The sequence below is a fragment of the Leptospira fainei serovar Hurstbridge str. BUT 6 genome (assembly GCF_000306235.2).
Taxonomy (GTDB): domain Bacteria; phylum Spirochaetota; class Leptospiria; order Leptospirales; family Leptospiraceae; genus Leptospira_B; species Leptospira_B fainei.
On record NZ_AKWZ02000010.1, the window covers coordinates 145,622 to 163,064 of the forward strand.

Below are 17,443 nucleotides of genomic sequence, written 5' to 3' on the forward strand. Positions count from 1 at the left end.
AAATGGCCTCCGGATTCGCTCTTCGAAAAGCGAGGGTTTAATGAGCCGTACGGAAATCCTTAAGCTTTCCTTGAGCGGCCAATTCTTTACGGACCTCTTCCTGAACATCTTTACGAAAACCTAATTCAAAAAAGACGTCTGCTACGACGAATATCGGAGCGGAGACGATTGCCTGAAATAGGTTATCGAAGAGGGCCGGACGACTCTTCTCAAAAATAAAGTGTCCGTAAAACTGCGCTCCCCAACCTACCAACTGTGCTATCGCAAATACGGTCCAAGCTGTCGAAGCTTCCAGAGAAGCGGTCAAATAATGTGCAATGGACAATAATGATCCGAATACGATTGCGGAAGCGAGAGCGAAAATGAAATCCAGAGTAAAATAATACGCCAATACGACGGCGGCAAATACGGTAGCGGCGGTAATATCGAAACCCCAGACTGTCAGTAATGAAAATCTGCTTAAAACCAGAAATAGTGTGAATGTAATCGTAGGAACACCTACGATGTGTACCAAAATATTTCGTTTTTCCTGGTGATAGGCGGAATAAAAGACCATTTCCTTGGCAAATCTCATAATAAAAACTCCTTTCCGAAGATAATCGAAGTATAGCTTGATCGAAGGTAACCGACTTGAACGAATCTGCCGTTTTAAGAAAAAAATCCATTGCAGAATACTTGTTCGAAATAAAGATTCAAAATACTAGGAAAAGGTTTCGATTATGCCCTATGTGAACGTAAAAGTTGCAGGTCCTTTAACAAAGGAGCAAAAGCAAACGATCGTAAAAGAATTTACGGAAACGTTAAGGAAGGTCGCCGCTAAACCCCCGGAAACGACCTATATAGTCATCGACGAGGTTTCTCGGGAGAATTGGGCCGCGGGCGGCAAGCTACTCGAGTAGAGATGGATACCCTTTTTTTTATTCTCTCAAAACTTGCCGGAATTTTCCTCTTTCCTTTACCCGTTTGTCTATTATTGGCGTTTATCGCCGGTTTGCGCTTACCGAAGAAAAAGCAAAAACTTTCGATTTGTCTTCCGTTGATCCTTTTATGGATTTGCTCTACTAATTCTTTCTCACAATGGTTAGTAACCGGTTTGGAAGAAAAATATCCGCCTGTTGCAATTAAGACTCTTTCTACGGCGGACGCAATCGTTGTCCTTGGAGGAGCGATCGACAATTTAGCTCTTTACGGAGATCGGCCTCAATTGAGTTCCGCGTCGGAAAGAATGACCGATGCAGTTATTCTTTATCGAGAGCATAAGGCGCCTATAATCGTTTTTACTGGCGGGTCAGGAAATCTAATGTTTCAAGCCCGAAAGGAATCCGAGGCTGCGGAGATTTTCCTATCCTCCCTAGGAGTACCTAAATCCGCGTTACTGTTCGAGAGCGAAAGCCGCAACACTAAGGAAAATGCGGAGTTTACTGCGGAGATCTTTCGTAAAAGAGGTTGGAAATCGATGATTTTAATCACCTCCGCCTTCCATATGGAAAGATCCCTTCGTGTTTTTGGAAAAACCGGCCTAAAAGTGATTCCATGGCCGACGGATTACTATTCGCAAGTCAAGGTTCTGACCCTGGATTCTTTTGTCCCTTCCGCTCACACTCTTTCCCTTACGAGCACGGTCTGGAAAGAGAGAATCGGACTGCTCGTTTACGAGGCGAGAGATAGTATTTCCACTTTTCTTCCCCTCCGGCTGGTGTTTCCTTGGTCTAAGGACTAGACTTAGTTTGAACAGATGAACGTAAAATTTGTAATCCTCGCAGGAACCATCGCTCTTTCATTGGGAGCCATCGCATTTTTTTCCTCTAAGGAGACTTCTTACATTCTCCTAGATGCTTCCGAACTCGCCGCTCACCCGTCCAATTACGATTCCGACGAACTACTAAGGGTTCGCGGATTCGTCAAACCCGGCACAGTGATTCGCGAAGGTAAAACCGCTAAGTTTATCCTGCAGCTCAACGATAAGGAAGTTCCGGTTTTCTTTACGGGCGCGACTCTTTTACCCGACGCCTTTAAAGAAGGTACTCGTGCGCGAGTGGACGGAATTTGGAAAAACGGAGTGCTAGTCGCGGATAGAGTGGAAGCAAAATGCGCCTCCAAATACGAAGCGGGATATTCGGACAAAGAAGCTTCCGCAGAAGAATACTAAGCGGGAAATCATGAACGACTTCGGAGCACTTTGCCTCATCACTTCCTTTTCCCTCCTAATTTTTTCCATCATCCAAACTTCCTACGGAATTTTTCGAAACGATTCGCAAGGAATCGAATTAGGGCGATATACTTTAATGGCGAATTTCGGAGTCATCCTGCTCGCCTTCCTCGTGTTAGTCGTCCAGCTTATTCGCACCGATCTCAATAATTATTACGTCGTAATGCATTCGAGCGAGCATCTACCGCTCTTTTACAAGATGACTTCCGTTTGGTCGGGCTCGTCCGGGTCCCTGTTGTTCTGGAATCTTCTATTGTCATTTTTCACTTTTATCGTGTTATGGCAAACCCGGCATCTAATCAACGACCGAGTACCGGTAATGAATTTAAACCTAAGCGTAATCGCTTGCTTTTTCTCTTTTCTTGCGATCTTCTTTCCTGACGCTCAGCCGTTCCGCGAATTTCAGCCCGCCGCCGTCGCAGGCAGAGGATTAAACCCTCTGCTGCAACACTGGGCGATGATCATACACCCTCCTATCTTATACGTAGGTTACGTGAGTTTTGCGATCCCCTTCTCGATAGCGACTTCGGCATTGATTACCGGCAAACTCTCGGAAAACTGGTTTCGCTTCGTCCGTCGCTGGAGTATTTTCTCTTGGTTTTTCCTAGGCACCGGAATCCTCCTCGGTTCAAAATGGGCTTACGAAGAGTTAGGTTGGGGGGGATATTGGGCTTGGGATCCGGTGGAAAATGCAAGTCTTATGCCATGGCTGCTCTCCACGGCCTTTCTACATTCGATGATCATTCAAGAACGAAGAGGAATGCTGAAATTTTGGAATATGTTTCTGATTATTCTAGCGTTCCATTTTTGTCTTCTCGGAACCTGGATCACTCGAAGCGGAGTCTTGGAAGGGCCGCACTCCTTCTCAAAATCCACGATCGGAACGCCTTTTATCATCTATATCGGATTAAGCTTTTCGGTCTATATTGGTTTTTTAATATATAGAAGAAGCAAACTCGTTCCCGAACGAAATCTAGAAGCCATGACTTCCAAGGAAGGAAGCTTCCTGCTCAATAATTTTCTGTTAGTTATCGCGACATTATCGATCTTATTAGGCGTATTCTCTCCGCTTCTTTACGGAAGAGAATTCAAAGCTCCTTGGTTTAATTCCTGGGGAGTTCCTTCGGGAATTCTATTACTCTTATTAATGGGTTCCGCTCCTCTCTTGGCCTGGCGTAAAGGTGCGGATAAAATATTCTTTACGACTTTATTCAAACCTTTGATCGCAGGGGTTCTCGGAGCCGGGGCTTATATATTCTATTATTCCCGCAATTATTCGATTAGCGACTATAGTCTGGGAGACGTGTTGGGAGAAGTATATAGCGTCCTTACGATCGGTTTGGGCGTATTTACTATCGCAGGCATCGCCCAAGAATATCATAAAGGCATTATGGCTCGCAAGGCTTCTTATCCCAAAGAAGGCTATTTAATCGCCGGCGTAAGAATGCTATTGAAGAATAAGAGACGTTACGGTGGATATTTAGTCCACCTTTCGATGGTTATTCTATTCATAGGTTTGGCGGGAAACGCGTTTAAACAAAATACGTCCGTTAAATTCTTTTATTTTCTGGAACTCCCTCGCGCTAACGAGATCGTCTATTCTAGCCAGGATACAGCCGTGCTCGGTGATTATATCATAGCGGCAAGCAGCCTTAAAATCAAACCGATCATTAATGGAGACCCTTCCGAAGGCATCAGTCATAGGAACGTTATCGTATCTCACGAGGCCACGTTCGAGGTGAAACGACAACTGAAAGAGTTTGCTACTATGGTGACCGAAAGACGGTTCTATCCTCAAATCTCGCATTTGAGCGGAGATTTCGAAACTCATATTCCTACAAGCGAACCCTCGATCGCTTCGACTCCGAAAGAAGATCTTTATATACAATTAGGCGCGATCGAGCACGCCGATCTTTCCGACGAAAATCCGGACTTACCAAGGTTGTTTATGAATTTCTTTTTTACTAGGGATTCGAACATTAAGTCGGAGCAGTATCTTAGATTTCCCAGACAAATCGTTGCGAATCTTGAAGTTTGGATCAATCCGATGGTGAAGTTCATCTGGGCGGGTTCTCTAATGTTCTTTCTGTCGGGACTTTTGATACTCTTACCGATCGGAGAAAATCGGCCATGAAACTCGTTTCAATTCCGATCTTTTTTTTACTTAGTTCCGTCCTGTTTGCGGAATCTACTTTCACGAATCTGACGAACCCTGAGGAAATTCGGACATTTCACGATGTGACCAATCGTATTCGATGCATTTGCATCCCTTCCATCGCGATAAAAAGTTGTTCGTTTAATAATTGCACTGTCTCTGCAAAACTTAAGGTCTTCATCGAAAACAGGATTCGTACCGGCGAAAGCGCCGATACGATCGTGGACAAAATGGTAAAAGGGTTCGGACCGGAAGCCGTGAAAGATCCGATCATTGCAAAGTTCATCGAGACTGGAAACACTGGGATGGCACAAAGTGTCGTTTACGGATTCGGACCGGATATTTTAGCGAAACCGGATTCGACTTGGATCGATGTCAGCATAGCCATGGCAGGCGCTTTGGGCATTCTTCTGATCTTTCTCTACTTAAAAAGAAGAATGACGCCTAAAGCGATTTCAGTTATAGGCCCGAACGAAGATGCGGCATTTCACAAGTACCTTTCCGAAATCGAGGAGAAGCAAAAGTAAATGGATTATTTACTAATCTTCTTTTATATACTTCTATCCGCATTAGTTTTGGCTCCGTTTTTGTATGTACGTCTAGCAAAACCGGGCGACGATCTCGAGTTGGAAACCGAAAGGCGAGAGTTAGTCAATAGACGAGAAGTCTTATTGGAAAACTTAAAGGATTTAAAAATCGAGTTCGATACCGGCAAACTTACCGATCCCGAATTCAAATCCATTTCCTCGGGAATCGTGCACGAACTTGAAGAGCAGGATCAAGAAATCAAAGCATGGAGCGAGCGAAAAACCGTCGACATTAATCGACAACCGGTCGCATCGAACCTCGTTCCGGCTCAGAAATACTGCCACCAATGCGGCTTTAAAATCGAATTGGTCGGCGCTAAATTCTGCCCTGAATGCGGTACACGTCTCATGGTATGATGCATGCGAGGATGCTCCCCTTTTTAATATCGTTTCTAATTCTGATATTGTTTTCTTGCACCGGCAGAGAGCTAAAAAGTATCGGAGAAACTAGAATTTCGGAAGAAACCTACTTCTACGGCCAAAGATACGTAGTACGAGCTTATAAGGTCTTACAGGATGATTTGGACGAATTGCGGAAAGACCTAAAGAACGATTTAAGCGCCCGTCTACCTAAAGACGGCCGTAAGCAATGGGATGAGATTTCTTCCTTGAAAATCGCCGATGCTGAATATTTTCTTTTCGAATTAATTCCCGAAACTCGATTGTTGCCGGAATTTCTCTCTTTCCGATTCGATTTGAGCGGACAATCTCCGATTAAAACTTGGTCATATTACGTTTTTCTATTTAATATAAAATCAAAAAACTCGACTCCGGCGGTCTACCCGATTACCACATTGGGATCTTACCCTTTTTATTACGGATATTCGTCACGCTATGAGCCTTCGGTTCAAACTGAAACCGAACATACATATAAATTTCTCTTAATGTTTTCAAAACAGAATTCGATCGCCGGAAAAAGAATCAGGGCGACCTCTCCGCAGGGTAAAATTTACGAATTCGAGATAAACTGAATATTCGAAGATAGCGACGAATGATTATATTCTCATTCCATTCGCTTAATAAACTAAAGTAATCCTATAATCCCAAGATTTGTTTCCGGATTTTTCTATCGTATCCGATAACGGAAGCCTATAGCTTAAGCGGCCCAGGTTCACTTCTCCGCGATTGGAAGTGCAGATGGAAGTAATCGGAAAATTTACCCGGAAAAGCATCGAGTTAGTACGGATTAATCTCAATGTTTCGCTAAATACTTTTTTTTCCCCGTCCATTTGCATTGAATCGGCTGTCCGAGTAATCGAAGGAAATTCGCGTTTAATATAGATGGTCCTGGCTTTTTCCTTCTTAATCTGAACGTTTCCGATCAGAATTCCTTCGATTTGAGTCACATCCGCAAATTCCACTTTATAAGCGACTTTGGCTTTTTCACGGAACGCACCGGGCTCAGCTTCCGGACTTTCCAACTTCTGAAACGTATAATCTTTTAGTACGACGCTTTTGGAGAAAAAACCCTTATTCAAACGGCTTAAAATTTCGTCGCGACGAGTCGGGAGAAATTTTATCAACGATTCGTCCGACTTCTTTTTAGTGGGAACGATATAGGTGACCTCAAGGGTTCCGGAAAGATCCGGGTTGATTGTAAGGATTTCTTCATAATCGAAGCAACCTGTAAGAAGGAAGCAGAATATCGGAATGAAGCGTTTTAAGGGAAGTTTTCCCAAGGTCATACCTTCATTCGAGAGGAAGGTGCGGATTCCGTCAACGGGAAAAGGCCACCCCCGCAGGGCAAATACGGGGGCTTTTCGATTTTAGATTATTTAGAAACCGGATACGCCTCGTTACCGTGCTCGAGAATATCCAAACCTTGAATTTCCTCGTCTTCGGAGACTCGGAGACCGATCGTATATTTCAGGGCAAGGAAGAGTAACGAAGAAGCGCCAAAAGCCCAAATGAAAGCCATAAGAGCTCCGGTGAATTGCACGATCACAGGATCAAATCCACCACCGAAAAAGAATCCGTTGATTCCGCCGTAAGCTTCCTCGGCAAACAATCCTGCAGCGACGGTTCCCCATACTCCGCAGACTCCGTGAACGGAAACCGCACCGACCGGATCGTCAAGTTTGATTTTATCGAAGAAGAGAACACTGAATACGACTAAGACTCCTGCGACCAAACCGATAACTACCGCGGAAGAGATGCTAACGTTCGCGCAAGGAGATGTAATCGCCACGAGACCAGCAAGTGCTCCGTTTAAAGTTAATCCAATATCCGGTTTCTTAAAAATAACCCAAGTGGTGGTCATAGCCGCGATCGCACCTGCGGCTGCCGCAAAGTTCGTGGTAACAGCTATGATTGCGAAAAGTCCTCCGGTAACCGAAGTGGTAGAACCCGGATTAAATCCGAACCAACCTAACCACAGAATAAATACGCCCAACGCGGCGATCGTCATATTATGTCCGAGAATCGGCACAACTTTTCCGTCTTGGTATTTTCCGATCCGAGGACCAAGAACAAGTGCACCGGCGAGGCCCGCCCAACCTCCGACCGAGTGAACTACGGTAGAACCCGCAAAGTCTATAAAGCCTTTGCCTTCGAGATACCCTTTATTCAAACCGAATAGACCGGCCCAAGCAGTCGAACCGAAAACAGGATAAATAACCGCGGATATTACGATGGAAAAGATGACGTACGCAATAAACTTAGTCCGCTCGGCCATCGCTCCTGAAACGATCGTCGCTGCAGTTCCGGCGAATACTAACTGAAAGATGAAGAATGTGAAACTTCCTGCATCGGGTTTACCCCCTTTAACGATCAGGCCGTCCGCAATTCCCGGGATTCCTATTCCGAAACCGGTAAGGAGCTGAGGTCCGAACATTATGGAAAATCCGATCAGCCAATAAGCGAGAGAGCCTAAAGCAAAATCCATAAAGTTCTTCATTAAAATATTTACCGTGTTCTTTGCACGAGTAAACCCGGCTTCGACCAACGCAAATCCGGCCTGCATGAAGTAGACAAGGAACGCCGCAATCGCGGTCCATAACCAGTTTGTCTCCGTTCTCAATGTCGTGATCATTGTGTTTAGTGCTGCATTATCCGGGGGAGCAGCTTCGGCGGGTCCGTCCGCCCAAAGTCCGCTCGCGGTAAGCGCGAGTATTAGTATTGCCATTATGCGCATATTGTTTTAAGTCTCCTTTTTCTCTCTAAAAATCATTCCTGTCCGCGTTTCGATTAAACGGCTGCGCGTTTCTCTTCCACGAGATCCTCCTCTCCTTTTCTTCGAACAAGCTCCTCTAATTTCTTCAGAGAAATTTTAAGATACTCGTTCGTAGGAGCGCTCTTCATACCTTGTTGAAGAACTTTGATCGCTTTCGGAGTTTCGTTCTCTTTCAAATAGCAACGCGCCAGGCGGAGGCTGGATTTAGCGTACGTATGGTCGATCGCCAAAGATCTCTTTAACGCTTTCTTGGCCTCCGGAATATTTCCTAATTCGTAATATGCCCTACCTAGCAAATATTGAATATGCTCCGACTCTTCTCCGCTAGTCCGAATATATTTCTCCAGAAACTGAACGCTTTTTTCGAAGTTCCTATCCCTGTAATACATCTTACCGAGTAAAACCAAACTATCCTTAAGCGATTCGTCCATAGAAAAGACCTCTAAGGCTTTTTCATAAGCCATCTGGTCCTTCTTGGCCTTAGCCGCCGCTTTTGCTAACGAAAGCATCGTTTTAGCTTTTCCTAATTCCGGATTACATTGAAGCGCCAATAATGAAACGTCGTCCCCTGTTCGTACGTCGCCTTTATATCTCTTAAATCTTCCGATAAGAGAACCTACTAAGTCTCCGATAAAGATCTTATCTCTCTGCTCTTCGATCGTCGCTTTTTCCTGGCGAATCCATTCGATGAACCTTTGATTCCCGAGCTCTTGACGTTGATCGTTCTTTTGCTCGACGATGCCGTCCGTCGGAAGAAATAAGATATCGCCGGGTAGTATGCGACCGTGTTTTTCCTCAAAATTACTGCGCTCCACTTCGAAGATTCCCAACGGAACCCCGGCCGTGTCCAGCTCCTCGACTCGTCCGGTCGAATTATGGAAGTGAAGCATTTTTTGGTGGGCCGCATTCACATAGGAATAAGTATAATCGCTATAAACTTTCAGAACAAACGCGGTAAAGTACGTTCCGTCAGGAAGTTGCGGTCTAACCGATTCTCCTAATTCGGTTAACATTTCACCTAAACCCATGCCGAGAGACGTACATCGTTGAAACTGATAGTGGATCGACATAGTGACTAGCGCCGCGGGAATTCCGTGGCCGGACACGTCCACGATGATTGCGGTAATCGAGTTTCCTTGGCGGACCACGTTAAAATAATCGCCGGAAACTTCGGTCATCGGCTCGTAATGCGTTCCGAAATGCAAACCGTTCCAAGCGAGAATATTCGTTTCCACAATTTGACTTTGAACATTACGGCCCATGCGCATGTCCCATTCCAATTGTTTCAGGATCTGTGCCTCTCTTTCATTCGCATGAACGAGCCCCTGGATCAAACGAACACTGGTAATTGCGAGCGCTAATTGCGATCCTAATGCCTCCAGAATTTCCAAGTCATCTTCGCGGTAGAAGAATTCGGTATTCGATTCCACTGCAATGGTCCCAAGGCAATCTTCCTTGTACATAATAGGCACGCACATAACGGCGCGCGTGGTTTCCCCCTCGTCGATATATTCCTGATGATGGCTTAGATCCTGAATCAGCAAAGGCATTCTAGTTTTAAACGTGAAACCGGAATATCCTTCGTCCTGTGTTAATCTACGTCGCGGAGGCTCCGTCTCTTGTATAAAGCGCACCGGCACGAGAAACTTGTCTTTCCACACGCGAAGCGTTGTATTATCGCATTCAAAAATATCTTTGCACAGACTGATTACGATATCGTAAAGATCCTCTTCTTTATCCGCATTTGCGAATTCCTTACTGATATACAAGAGGATATCAATCTTGTTCTTCTCCGTTAATCCCCCGACGACTTTCCTCGCTCCGCGAAAATTAACTACCTTTCTCTGCCCAAATTTGAGTTCTATCATAGTCGACCCCTACGAATCGGATTTTTCGAAGATTCGCTTGGTTCTTTTTGAACAATATGCAATTAGCGTACCAAGTTGTCAGTTCTGCGATTATTGCCTATTTGATAGGTATATTTTTATGAAATGTATATAAAATAAGCACATCCCATTTATAACAAGAAAGGGAAATGGTTATTAAAGAGAAAGGATGTTGATATTTAAGGAAGAATCTATCATATCCTTATCGAAGTTTTTGAAATTGCATCCGCAAATTTCGGCGAATTTTTCCTATCCAGCCTATTTTTTTTCGGGTTCCATATGCCCGAAGAAATGTTTCAATCTTTGGAAAGAGATCATCTTCCGCTTTTTCAGCTAACATAAGACAGCCGTGGCCATAATCCTCGGAAGCCCCATTCTCCTTCGAGACGACCAAGAATTCCTTAATCTTTGCCCCAGCCCGATCATAAACGAATTTCACAGCCTCCGGAGTTGCAATCGCATCCTTTAATCCGGCAACGAACAAGCTTGGGACGGTAATTTCCTTCTGTAATTCGATATAATCGTAAAACCCGTTTAAGGAGATCATTCGCTTGGTTTCAATCCAAGACATGAGTTGCTCGATTACGCCCTCGCTGATATTCTCGATCGCGTTTTTCATCACTTTTTTAACCGTCTTCGGCTTCGTGGCTTTGGGGTTGTAAAGAATCTCGTCGATCGGAGTAAAAATTTCTCCCGCGATCGGTGCGAGCATTGATGCACCGAACTTTAGATCCAGAACCCGACGCGCTCGAGGAAACCGGGATAATAATCCGATCAGGCTGAGTCCTAAATGATTCAGATTTCCCGGGCCTCCAAGCGATACGAAAGCGGCTATTTTTTCCTTATCCGATTTATCGCAAATCCCGAAGAAAGCATATAGTATCATAGCTCCCATTGAATGGCCGATCCAACTCACTCTTTGACTTCCCGTCAGGGCAATAACTTTTGCAATGACTGCAGGAACGTCATATTTTGCCATATCATCAAAGGTAAAATCCTCATATCCGCTTCGGCTCTCGTGATAGGAAGAACCCGCTCCGCGTAACGAAATCGAGAACACTTCGTATCCTCTTAGCTTTAAAAAATAGGGAAGCGAATGTCGTTTATCTAAATCGATTACGTACTTATTCGTCGCAATTCCATGCACGACGATTACGGGAGCTAATTCGCTATTAGGCTGCGGCGGAATATGTCTATGCATTGCGATATTCCAACCGTCCTTTGTACGCGCGAAGTGGACTTCATCCGCAATGTCCTCCTGACCGTACAAACGGGAAATCCAATCCAAAAGAAAAGGATAAGAGATTAAAATCGCAATCAGGAAAAGGGAAAAGAGGATCGCGAGAGACGAGGCAAACACTGCGAACACGACAATGGCCAAAAAAGTGGTTACCAGGTAAAGCGGGCCTCTGCGGTTTTTTAAAATTGCAATCACGATCCGAAAGGTTCTCCGGCAAAAAAGGAAGTGTCAAGTCTTCCCGAACATGCTTGCCCTGAATTTTCGCACGGATATAATGGCAACGGATTGTTTTTCCGACTCATGGATCGTAAGTTAGATTACAAATTTTACCGTTCTCCCTCCGGCTGGTATACCATGGTGATTCCAGGTCATTGGCAGCAAATCGTGATCGAAGGAATTCCTGCCTTCTTTGAAGAAAATGGCGCCGGCGCAATGCAAGTTTATGCGTTCGAAAATAAAGGCGGAAGTTTCAATGCAGAAGAGGAATTAGAGCGATATTTGGCCACGCATAGTATCGTATACGAATCGGATAAAGCCGCATTTTTCGAGAACAACGAGGGCGGAAAAATCATCGCCTGCGAATTCTTAAAAGAAGACGGAAGACATTGGATGGTCTATTTAGTCGCCGCAAAAAATAAGATGATACTCGTGACCTATAACGGGGACGAAGAACCGACGGAGGAATTGGCGGAACATCTTACCGCCGTCGTCAGTTCCATTCGAGTCATCGAGTAAATATCCTTTTACTCGATTTTTAGAGTGGCATCGACCGCTTTTTTCCAACGAACTAGTTTCGCTTTTCGAACTGACTCGTTCATTTTGGGCAGAAACACTTTATACCCCTTTTGTAAGTTCTTTAATTCCGTTTCGTTCTTCCAAAAACCGGAAGCAAGGCCGGCGATGTACGCAGCTCCTGTCGCCGTCATATCCGGCTCCGGTGCTCTTTTAACCTCCACTTGACAAAAATCGGCAAGGCATTGAAGAAGAATATCCGATTGCGATACTCCCCCGTCCACCATGATTGCACTAACCGGAACCTTCGTGTCTTCTTTTATCCCTTCCAAGATTTCATATAATGATAAGGCAATCCCTTCCAAGACGGCTCTCGCTACGTGTCTGCGATGCGTCGCCAAGGATAGCCCGAAGACGGAGGCCTTTGCCCTCGGATTGAAACGAGGAAAGCGCATACCGGAAGCGGTCGGAACAAATACCACTCCTTCCGTATCTTCAGTTTGGGAAGCTAATTCGTTTAACACTTTTGGGGTGTCGGAAAGACCGATTCCTTTTCCAAGCCAATCGATCAAGGTCCCGGCAGTTCCGATATATCCTTCCAACATATATTTCGGTTTTCCGTTTAGCTGCCATGCGACTAACGGAAATAATCCTCTCTTCGAAATCTTCGGTTTGTCTCCCATATTCATGTCCACAAAAGCGCCCGACCCCTGAGAGATTTTAACGCCGCCTTTTTCGAAGCAGCAGTGTCCATAAAGGGCCGCCATCTGATCTCCGATGACCGCATGAATCGGAATCGGAGAACCGCCGAAGATAGAAGGATCGGTAGCGCCGAAGTCGGCTCCGGTATCTTTCACTTCGGGAAAAATCTTAGTAGGAATTCCGAAAATTAAACAGAGAGGGGCGTTCCATTGCAACTGAAACGGGTTGAACATTCCGGTGACTGTCGCGTTGGAGGGATCCGTGATATGTATTTTCCCCTTCGTTAATTTATAAACAAACCAGGTATCCAGAGTGCCGAAAAGAATTTCACCTTTCTTAGCTCGTACAAGTAACTCCGGATGAGTATCGAAAACCCATTTCAATCGAACCGATGCGTGATCGGTCGTAAATTTAAGTAGGTAGGTCGCGATCAGCATCGGTTGCTTAGTGATCGCACCCGCAATTCTGGAAACAAATTGGATAGTCTTCCAGAATTTATTCGAATTCATCTCGTCGGCCGTACTTCCGGCTCTTACATCCGCCCAGCTGATCAGCTTAGTCAAAGGTTTTCCCGTTTGTTTATCCCAAAGTAGAAAAGAACCCCGCTGGTTACAGATTCCGATGGCTGCGATATTGGATGGATGAAATTGCTTTTTTTTAAGAGCTTTTCCTACGACGGACAATAATGCCTTCCAAAGAACATCGGGATCGTGTTCAAGAGCTCCGGGAGTTTTTAAGATAGGAGGAGTTTTCTCATACTGGCGTTCGACGATTCTACCTTTTTTATCGAACAGAATCGCCCTAATTCCGCTCCCACCGCTATCGATGGAGAGAATGAATTTTTCTTTAGCTATAGCCATCAGAAACTTCCTTTCTTTTTTCGGGAAGAATCTTGGAGAATAACATCTCGTCAATGAAGGTTTTTAAGAGGAATGAAAATTGTAACCACCGAAGCGGTAGTGGCCGTTGTCTTTAGAATCACCGTCCTTGGAATCTTTCATTATAGATGGACCCGAAGACGGCGATCTTTAAATATCAAACCTAAGCAATAAAACTTTAGGCGAGCACACTCCTTAGATGTCCGAGTAGACCGGACTCTTTTATATGAACGATATCTTTCGGCATTTTATGATAGATTTTCTCCCTCGATTTATCATCCAATTTGCCGAGTATCATTCCCATGAAACCCGGTTCGGAAATTAAAATAAAATTGGAAAAAGAGTCCTTCTTCCTTTCTAAGTTTACGAAATCCGAAAGTTTTCCGGCAAAAGCTTCTGCCACCTTTTTCTTCGGTTCGTGTTCTGAAGAGAAATCGAAATCGGATCTAGATCCATGTCCGGATCCGGTAACTAATTCAGAATTCCGGAGACGGCCATCCGGGTTTTCCATAAATTGAACCAGCTTAAGTCCTTGCGAGGGTCCTTGATATTCGAATATTTTTGCTTCGCTTCGGTTCGCAACCACCACCCACTTTTTTTTCATAAGCTTTCCTCCTGTAAACGAAACACTTCTCCTCCCTCTGGAAAGAGAAATAGCTCCATAGTTTTATACTAAGCTGCAGCACTGTTCAATAACTTTTCCCATTCAGCCAAAGATATTAAAATCAAATTTATTTGGGGAACAGCCCGGAAACATTCGTATATCATATTTCTATTGATTTCAAGTCTGATTGGCAGAACGAGTTTCATCCCAAACCCGGAAACAAAAATTGACTTTCATGTGAATGTTCCGTCACTCTCAATTCGGTGCGTGCCATACGAGAACGACGAAGCCCTCGTAATCGCGTTTTACGCCATTCCAGTATGGGCCAACTTACCGATCTGAAATTCAAAACAAAGTTTCGCGGTTTCCTTTTATAATTTTGAGTTATATTCTCAAAATTATAAATTTCTTCTATATCCTGTGTGATGGAACAATCCGGTCTTCACGGCTTTCGTTGGTTTTTATTATAGGCGAGCCCCACCCTTCTTGGGTGGGGGCGGGGGTGGTACAAGAAAATGCCATATAATGCATATTCCTTTATTTGAATAGCTTTTTAAGCAATCCAATTTGTAGGAGTTCCCACGCAAAATCGCCACCATGGCACGACTTTACACTCGATTCGATCTTAGTCGATCGAACTGAAGATGCAATTCTTACTTTATGCGGAACGAATATCTTGATCTTTTTCTAAATTACTAAACGCTTCTATGCGTTTCGATATAGAAGTCGGCGGAAATTCTTCCCGAACCGTATAAAGAAAAATGCAATAAAAGCAAAAGTATCATACTGGCATACGAAAGATTGGAACCTGCGGACATAAAACCTTCTTTCGAATGGATAAATAAAACTGCGCCGACCAATACGGGCAATTGTAGAATGGCGGAAAATCTAGTCAATAAGCCCGCAAAAAGAAGAATCCCGCCGCAAATATGAGCTATCACAATATAATGAGCCATCAAAGTGGACGCAAATGGTGCATTATGCAATTCCATTAATCGGATTAGAGCATCGGTGTCTGAAAGAAATAAAAGGCCTTTATAGAGCAGCACCGCACCCAAATACATTCTAACGATATCGATCCACCAATCTCTGTGTTCATCTAACCAATGATTCAGTCTTTCCATAAGAACCTCCGAACATCGCCGATGATTGTATTCTTGAACGAAAGAAAAGCAAGGGTTAACATAAAAAAAGCGATTCTATAACGAACGATTAATTAAAGTAAAGCTGAATTGGCCTAAAACGGCGTCATTTACAAAGAACCTTACGGTTTTCTAATCTACATTTGTACGTTTTACCGCTTTTGCGGTATTGTCCTCTTCCGTTTCCGTCGCCCGAAAAAAGACCGCTAAAGACACTGCCGTCTCGAAACGTATAGGTACCTTGGCCTAATTTTAGATCTCGCGACCAATTTCCCTCATACTTATCGCCGTCCGAATAAGCAAGTATTCCCCAGCCATCTCTTTGCTCATTTGCGAAGCGACCGGAATATACGTCTCTCGATTCGTAGACGTATACTCCCTCTCCACGTTTACAATCTCCTCTTTTACAACCGGGTCCTTTCTTCGAAAAAGAATATAAGTCTGGGGAGGGACTTGTAGGGCTCACTTTCTTCTCCAGAGGTTTCCCTTGGGCATCTTCGTCGAAGTATTCCCTAGAAGATAAATCCGGATCAAGTTCTCGATCGTCGGCCTTATTCTTAGGTTTCAATCGTTCGATTTCCGAATTAGTCTTGGGCTTGGGTTTCCCGCATGCAGTTAAGAATAATAAGCCCATGATGAGGAAAGAAATAAGGACAAGCGGTGGGAAAAGGGAAAAAAATCTACGCCCCGAATGTCCGGATTCTTTTCCTTTTATAAAATTATCTTCGCAGCGGACTCGAACTAGAGACTCAGTCCCTTTCATCGTCTCTCCTTTAAAACTAACTGTAAAGAATTGCAGGAGAGAAGTTTGTCAAATCCAAATCGCGATCAGACCTTTTCCAATATGAGCAGAGTAATTTCCGACGGAGCTCCGATTCGTAACGGAGGCCCCCAATAACCCGTGCCGCGACTTACATATAATTGTGTTCCTTCCCATTTGCTAAGACCTGCCACGAATTTTTGAAAAATATGGATCAGCAAGTTACCTGGAAAATATTGTCCTCCATGCGTATGGCCTGAAAGCTGCAAATCGAACCCCGCTTTCGCAGCCTCAAAAATCGAGTTAGGTTGGTGCGCTAATAATAGCTTAAAGTCGGCGCCTTCGATGCCTTTTGCCGCTCTCTCGGGATCAGTCTTATGATTGGGAATGACGGAATGAGCCTTATAGTCGGTTACTCCGGCAACTGCAATCGTAGCTCCTTTATGAGCTATGAGTTTGTTCTGATTCAAAAGAACGTTGACTCCCATTTCCTTTAGTTCGTGAATCCATGCGATAGCGCCTGAATAGTATTCATGATTCCCGGTAACAAAAAAAGTTCCGTATTTTGAGGAAAGATCTCTCAAGGGAGTGGTATGTTCCCGCAACAAACTTACTGTACCATCCACCAGATCGCCGGTTATGGCGACTAGGTCTGCATCCAGTTCGTTCGTTCTTCTCACAACCCCCTCTAAAAAACCCTTCTTAATAGTAGGACCTATATGGATATCCGATAATTGGGCGATTTTAAAACCGTCGAGACCCTCGGGCAGTCCTGGAACTTTGATATAAACCTTTTTTAGCGCAGGACTCTTATGCGCCTGATAAAATCCGAAAGCCGTTAAACCTCCGGTAAAACCTAAAACTAAAAATGAAGCTAATCTCGAAAGAAAGTCTTTACGAGTTAATTCTGCGGTAGAAAGGACAGATTCCGAATCGGTCAACCCGGTTGCGCCGGAGCTGCTTTGTAGAAATCCGGATAGAATTACCCATCCTTTCCAAGCTAACTTGCCCAAATCATGAAAAACCACGAAAGAAACGAGAAGTGTGAAAAATCCGAGACTCGTAAACGCGGCATACGACCATAATTTTTGCCATTGGGTTTCGCGGTAAAATAGGCTTAAAAGATAGGCTATCGGGGTCAGCAGAACGAATACTACGACTAAAAGCCAAAGAACTCCTTGCTGAACGGAATTCAATTCAAACGGCGCACTCAATCGATTCACGGCATAACTATATGCGAGAAAGAGAATAACCGTAAATACCCCAAGAAAAATATAAAATCTCTGCAATTCAAACTCCATGCTCACTTATCCGACCGAAAGACATTGCCTTGTGTTCCGGAAAAACGCGAAAGCGCAAAGAAACTTGAGGCTTTC

17 protein-coding genes and 1 pseudogene are annotated in these 17,443 nt (G+C 44.3%); 8 read left to right on the forward strand and 10 right to left on the reverse strand.

Annotated elements, in window-relative coordinates; all coding sequences use genetic code 11:
* Positions 1 to 37 precede the first annotated feature (37 nt).
* Complete coding sequence (locus tag LEP1GSC058_RS09715) at positions 38 to 574, reverse strand: Mpo1 family 2-hydroxy fatty acid dioxygenase (RefSeq protein ID WP_016549505.1); 537 nt, start codon at positions 572 to 574, stop codon at positions 38 to 40.
* Between the two features lie 145 nt (positions 575 to 719).
* Between LEP1GSC058_RS09715 and LEP1GSC058_RS09720 the strand changes: the two genes are divergently transcribed.
* From LEP1GSC058_RS09720 to LEP1GSC058_RS09750, 7 genes are read left to right on the forward strand one after another with little or no spacing between them, the layout of a single operon-like run.
* Entirely contained in the window at positions 720 to 899 is a 180-nt protein-coding gene (locus LEP1GSC058_RS09720; RefSeq protein ID WP_016550441.1) for a tautomerase family protein, read from the forward strand.
* Between the two features lie 2 nt (positions 900 to 901).
* On the forward strand, positions 902 to 1,720 hold the full coding sequence (locus tag LEP1GSC058_RS09725; RefSeq protein ID WP_016550608.1) for a YdcF family protein: 819 nt from the start codon (positions 902 to 904) through the stop codon (positions 1,718 to 1,720).
* Between the two features lie 15 nt (positions 1,721 to 1,735).
* Complete coding sequence (locus LEP1GSC058_RS09730) at positions 1,736 to 2,149, forward strand: cytochrome c maturation protein CcmE domain-containing protein (RefSeq protein ID WP_016549939.1); 414 nt, start codon at positions 1,736 to 1,738, stop codon at positions 2,147 to 2,149.
* A 10-nt stretch (positions 2,150 to 2,159) separates the two neighbouring features.
* Positions 2,160 to 4,343: a heme lyase CcmF/NrfE family subunit gene (locus LEP1GSC058_RS09735; protein WP_016549936.1), complete on the forward strand. Its 2,184-nt coding sequence runs from the start codon at positions 2,160 to 2,162 to the stop codon at positions 4,341 to 4,343.
* Positions 4,340 to 4,891: a cytochrome c-type biogenesis protein CcmH gene (locus LEP1GSC058_RS09740; RefSeq protein WP_016550898.1), complete on the forward strand. Its 552-nt coding sequence runs from the start codon at positions 4,340 to 4,342 to the stop codon at positions 4,889 to 4,891. Before LEP1GSC058_RS09735 ends, LEP1GSC058_RS09740 begins: the two co-directional genes overlap by 4 nt.
* Positions 4,892 to 5,308 carry a zinc ribbon domain-containing protein gene (locus LEP1GSC058_RS09745; RefSeq protein WP_016549574.1) on the forward strand — a complete coding sequence of 139 codons (417 nt, stop codon included), beginning with the start codon at positions 4,892 to 4,894 and terminating at the stop codon, positions 5,306 to 5,308. It begins immediately after the preceding gene.
* Entirely contained in the window at positions 5,305 to 5,922 is a 618-nt protein-coding gene (locus tag LEP1GSC058_RS09750) for a hypothetical protein (RefSeq protein WP_016550589.1), read from the forward strand. The genes LEP1GSC058_RS09745 and LEP1GSC058_RS09750 overlap by 4 nt, the downstream gene beginning before the upstream one ends.
* A 45-nt stretch (positions 5,923 to 5,967) precedes the next feature.
* Here the strand turns inward: LEP1GSC058_RS09750 and LEP1GSC058_RS09755 are convergent, their stop codons facing one another.
* The 4 genes from LEP1GSC058_RS09755 to LEP1GSC058_RS09770 form a co-directional block, all read right to left on the reverse strand.
* Positions 5,968 to 6,636: an LIC11874 family lipoprotein gene (locus LEP1GSC058_RS09755; RefSeq protein WP_016549404.1), complete on the reverse strand. Its 669-nt coding sequence runs from the start codon at positions 6,634 to 6,636 to the stop codon at positions 5,968 to 5,970.
* A gap of 86 nt (positions 6,637 to 6,722) precedes the next feature.
* Complete coding sequence (locus tag LEP1GSC058_RS09760) at positions 6,723 to 8,084, reverse strand: ammonium transporter (RefSeq protein ID WP_016550344.1); 1,362 nt, start codon at positions 8,082 to 8,084, stop codon at positions 6,723 to 6,725.
* A gap of 53 nt (positions 8,085 to 8,137) precedes the next feature.
* Positions 8,138 to 9,991, reverse strand: coding sequence for a SpoIIE family protein phosphatase (locus tag LEP1GSC058_RS09765; RefSeq protein ID WP_016549997.1), 1,854 nt, complete (start codon positions 9,989 to 9,991; stop codon positions 8,138 to 8,140).
* Positions 9,992 to 10,211: 220 nt separating this feature from the next.
* The gene (locus LEP1GSC058_RS09770; protein WP_039948269.1) at positions 10,212 to 11,444 is read right to left on the reverse strand and encodes an alpha/beta fold hydrolase; all 1,233 of its coding nucleotides are present in this window, start codon (positions 11,442 to 11,444) and stop codon (positions 10,212 to 10,214) included.
* On the opposite strand from LEP1GSC058_RS09770, the pseudogene LEP1GSC058_RS09775 reads away from it, so the two are divergent.
* Positions 11,434 to 11,984, forward strand: a pseudogene (locus LEP1GSC058_RS09775) (hypothetical protein). The gene LEP1GSC058_RS09770 and the pseudogene LEP1GSC058_RS09775 overlap by 11 nt on opposite strands.
* 8 nt (positions 11,985 to 11,992) lie before the next feature.
* Here LEP1GSC058_RS09775 and LEP1GSC058_RS09780 read toward each other — a convergent pair.
* From LEP1GSC058_RS09780 to LEP1GSC058_RS09800, 5 genes are all read right to left on the reverse strand, one after another.
* Positions 11,993 to 13,543, reverse strand: coding sequence for a glycerol kinase 5 (locus LEP1GSC058_RS09780; protein WP_016550621.1), 1,551 nt, complete (start codon positions 13,541 to 13,543; stop codon positions 11,993 to 11,995).
* Positions 13,544 to 13,739: 196 nt separating this feature from the next.
* On the reverse strand, positions 13,740 to 14,165 hold the full coding sequence (locus LEP1GSC058_RS09785) for a host attachment protein (protein ID WP_010570691.1): 426 nt from the start codon (positions 14,163 to 14,165) through the stop codon (positions 13,740 to 13,742).
* Positions 14,166 to 14,860: 695 nt separating this feature from the next.
* On the reverse strand, positions 14,861 to 15,289 hold the full coding sequence (locus LEP1GSC058_RS09790; protein WP_016550054.1) for a DoxX family protein: 429 nt from the start codon (positions 15,287 to 15,289) through the stop codon (positions 14,861 to 14,863).
* A gap of 124 nt (positions 15,290 to 15,413) precedes the next feature.
* Positions 15,414 to 16,070 carry an MORN repeat-containing protein gene (locus LEP1GSC058_RS09795; protein WP_016551037.1) on the reverse strand — a complete coding sequence of 219 codons (657 nt, stop codon included), beginning with the start codon at positions 16,068 to 16,070 and terminating at the stop codon, positions 15,414 to 15,416.
* A 65-nt stretch (positions 16,071 to 16,135) separates the two neighbouring features.
* Positions 16,136 to 17,368, reverse strand: a complete 1,233-nt coding sequence (locus LEP1GSC058_RS09800; protein WP_016550234.1) for a metallophosphoesterase — start codon at positions 17,366 to 17,368, stop codon at positions 16,136 to 16,138.
* Positions 17,369 to 17,443: the final 75 nt, after the last annotated feature.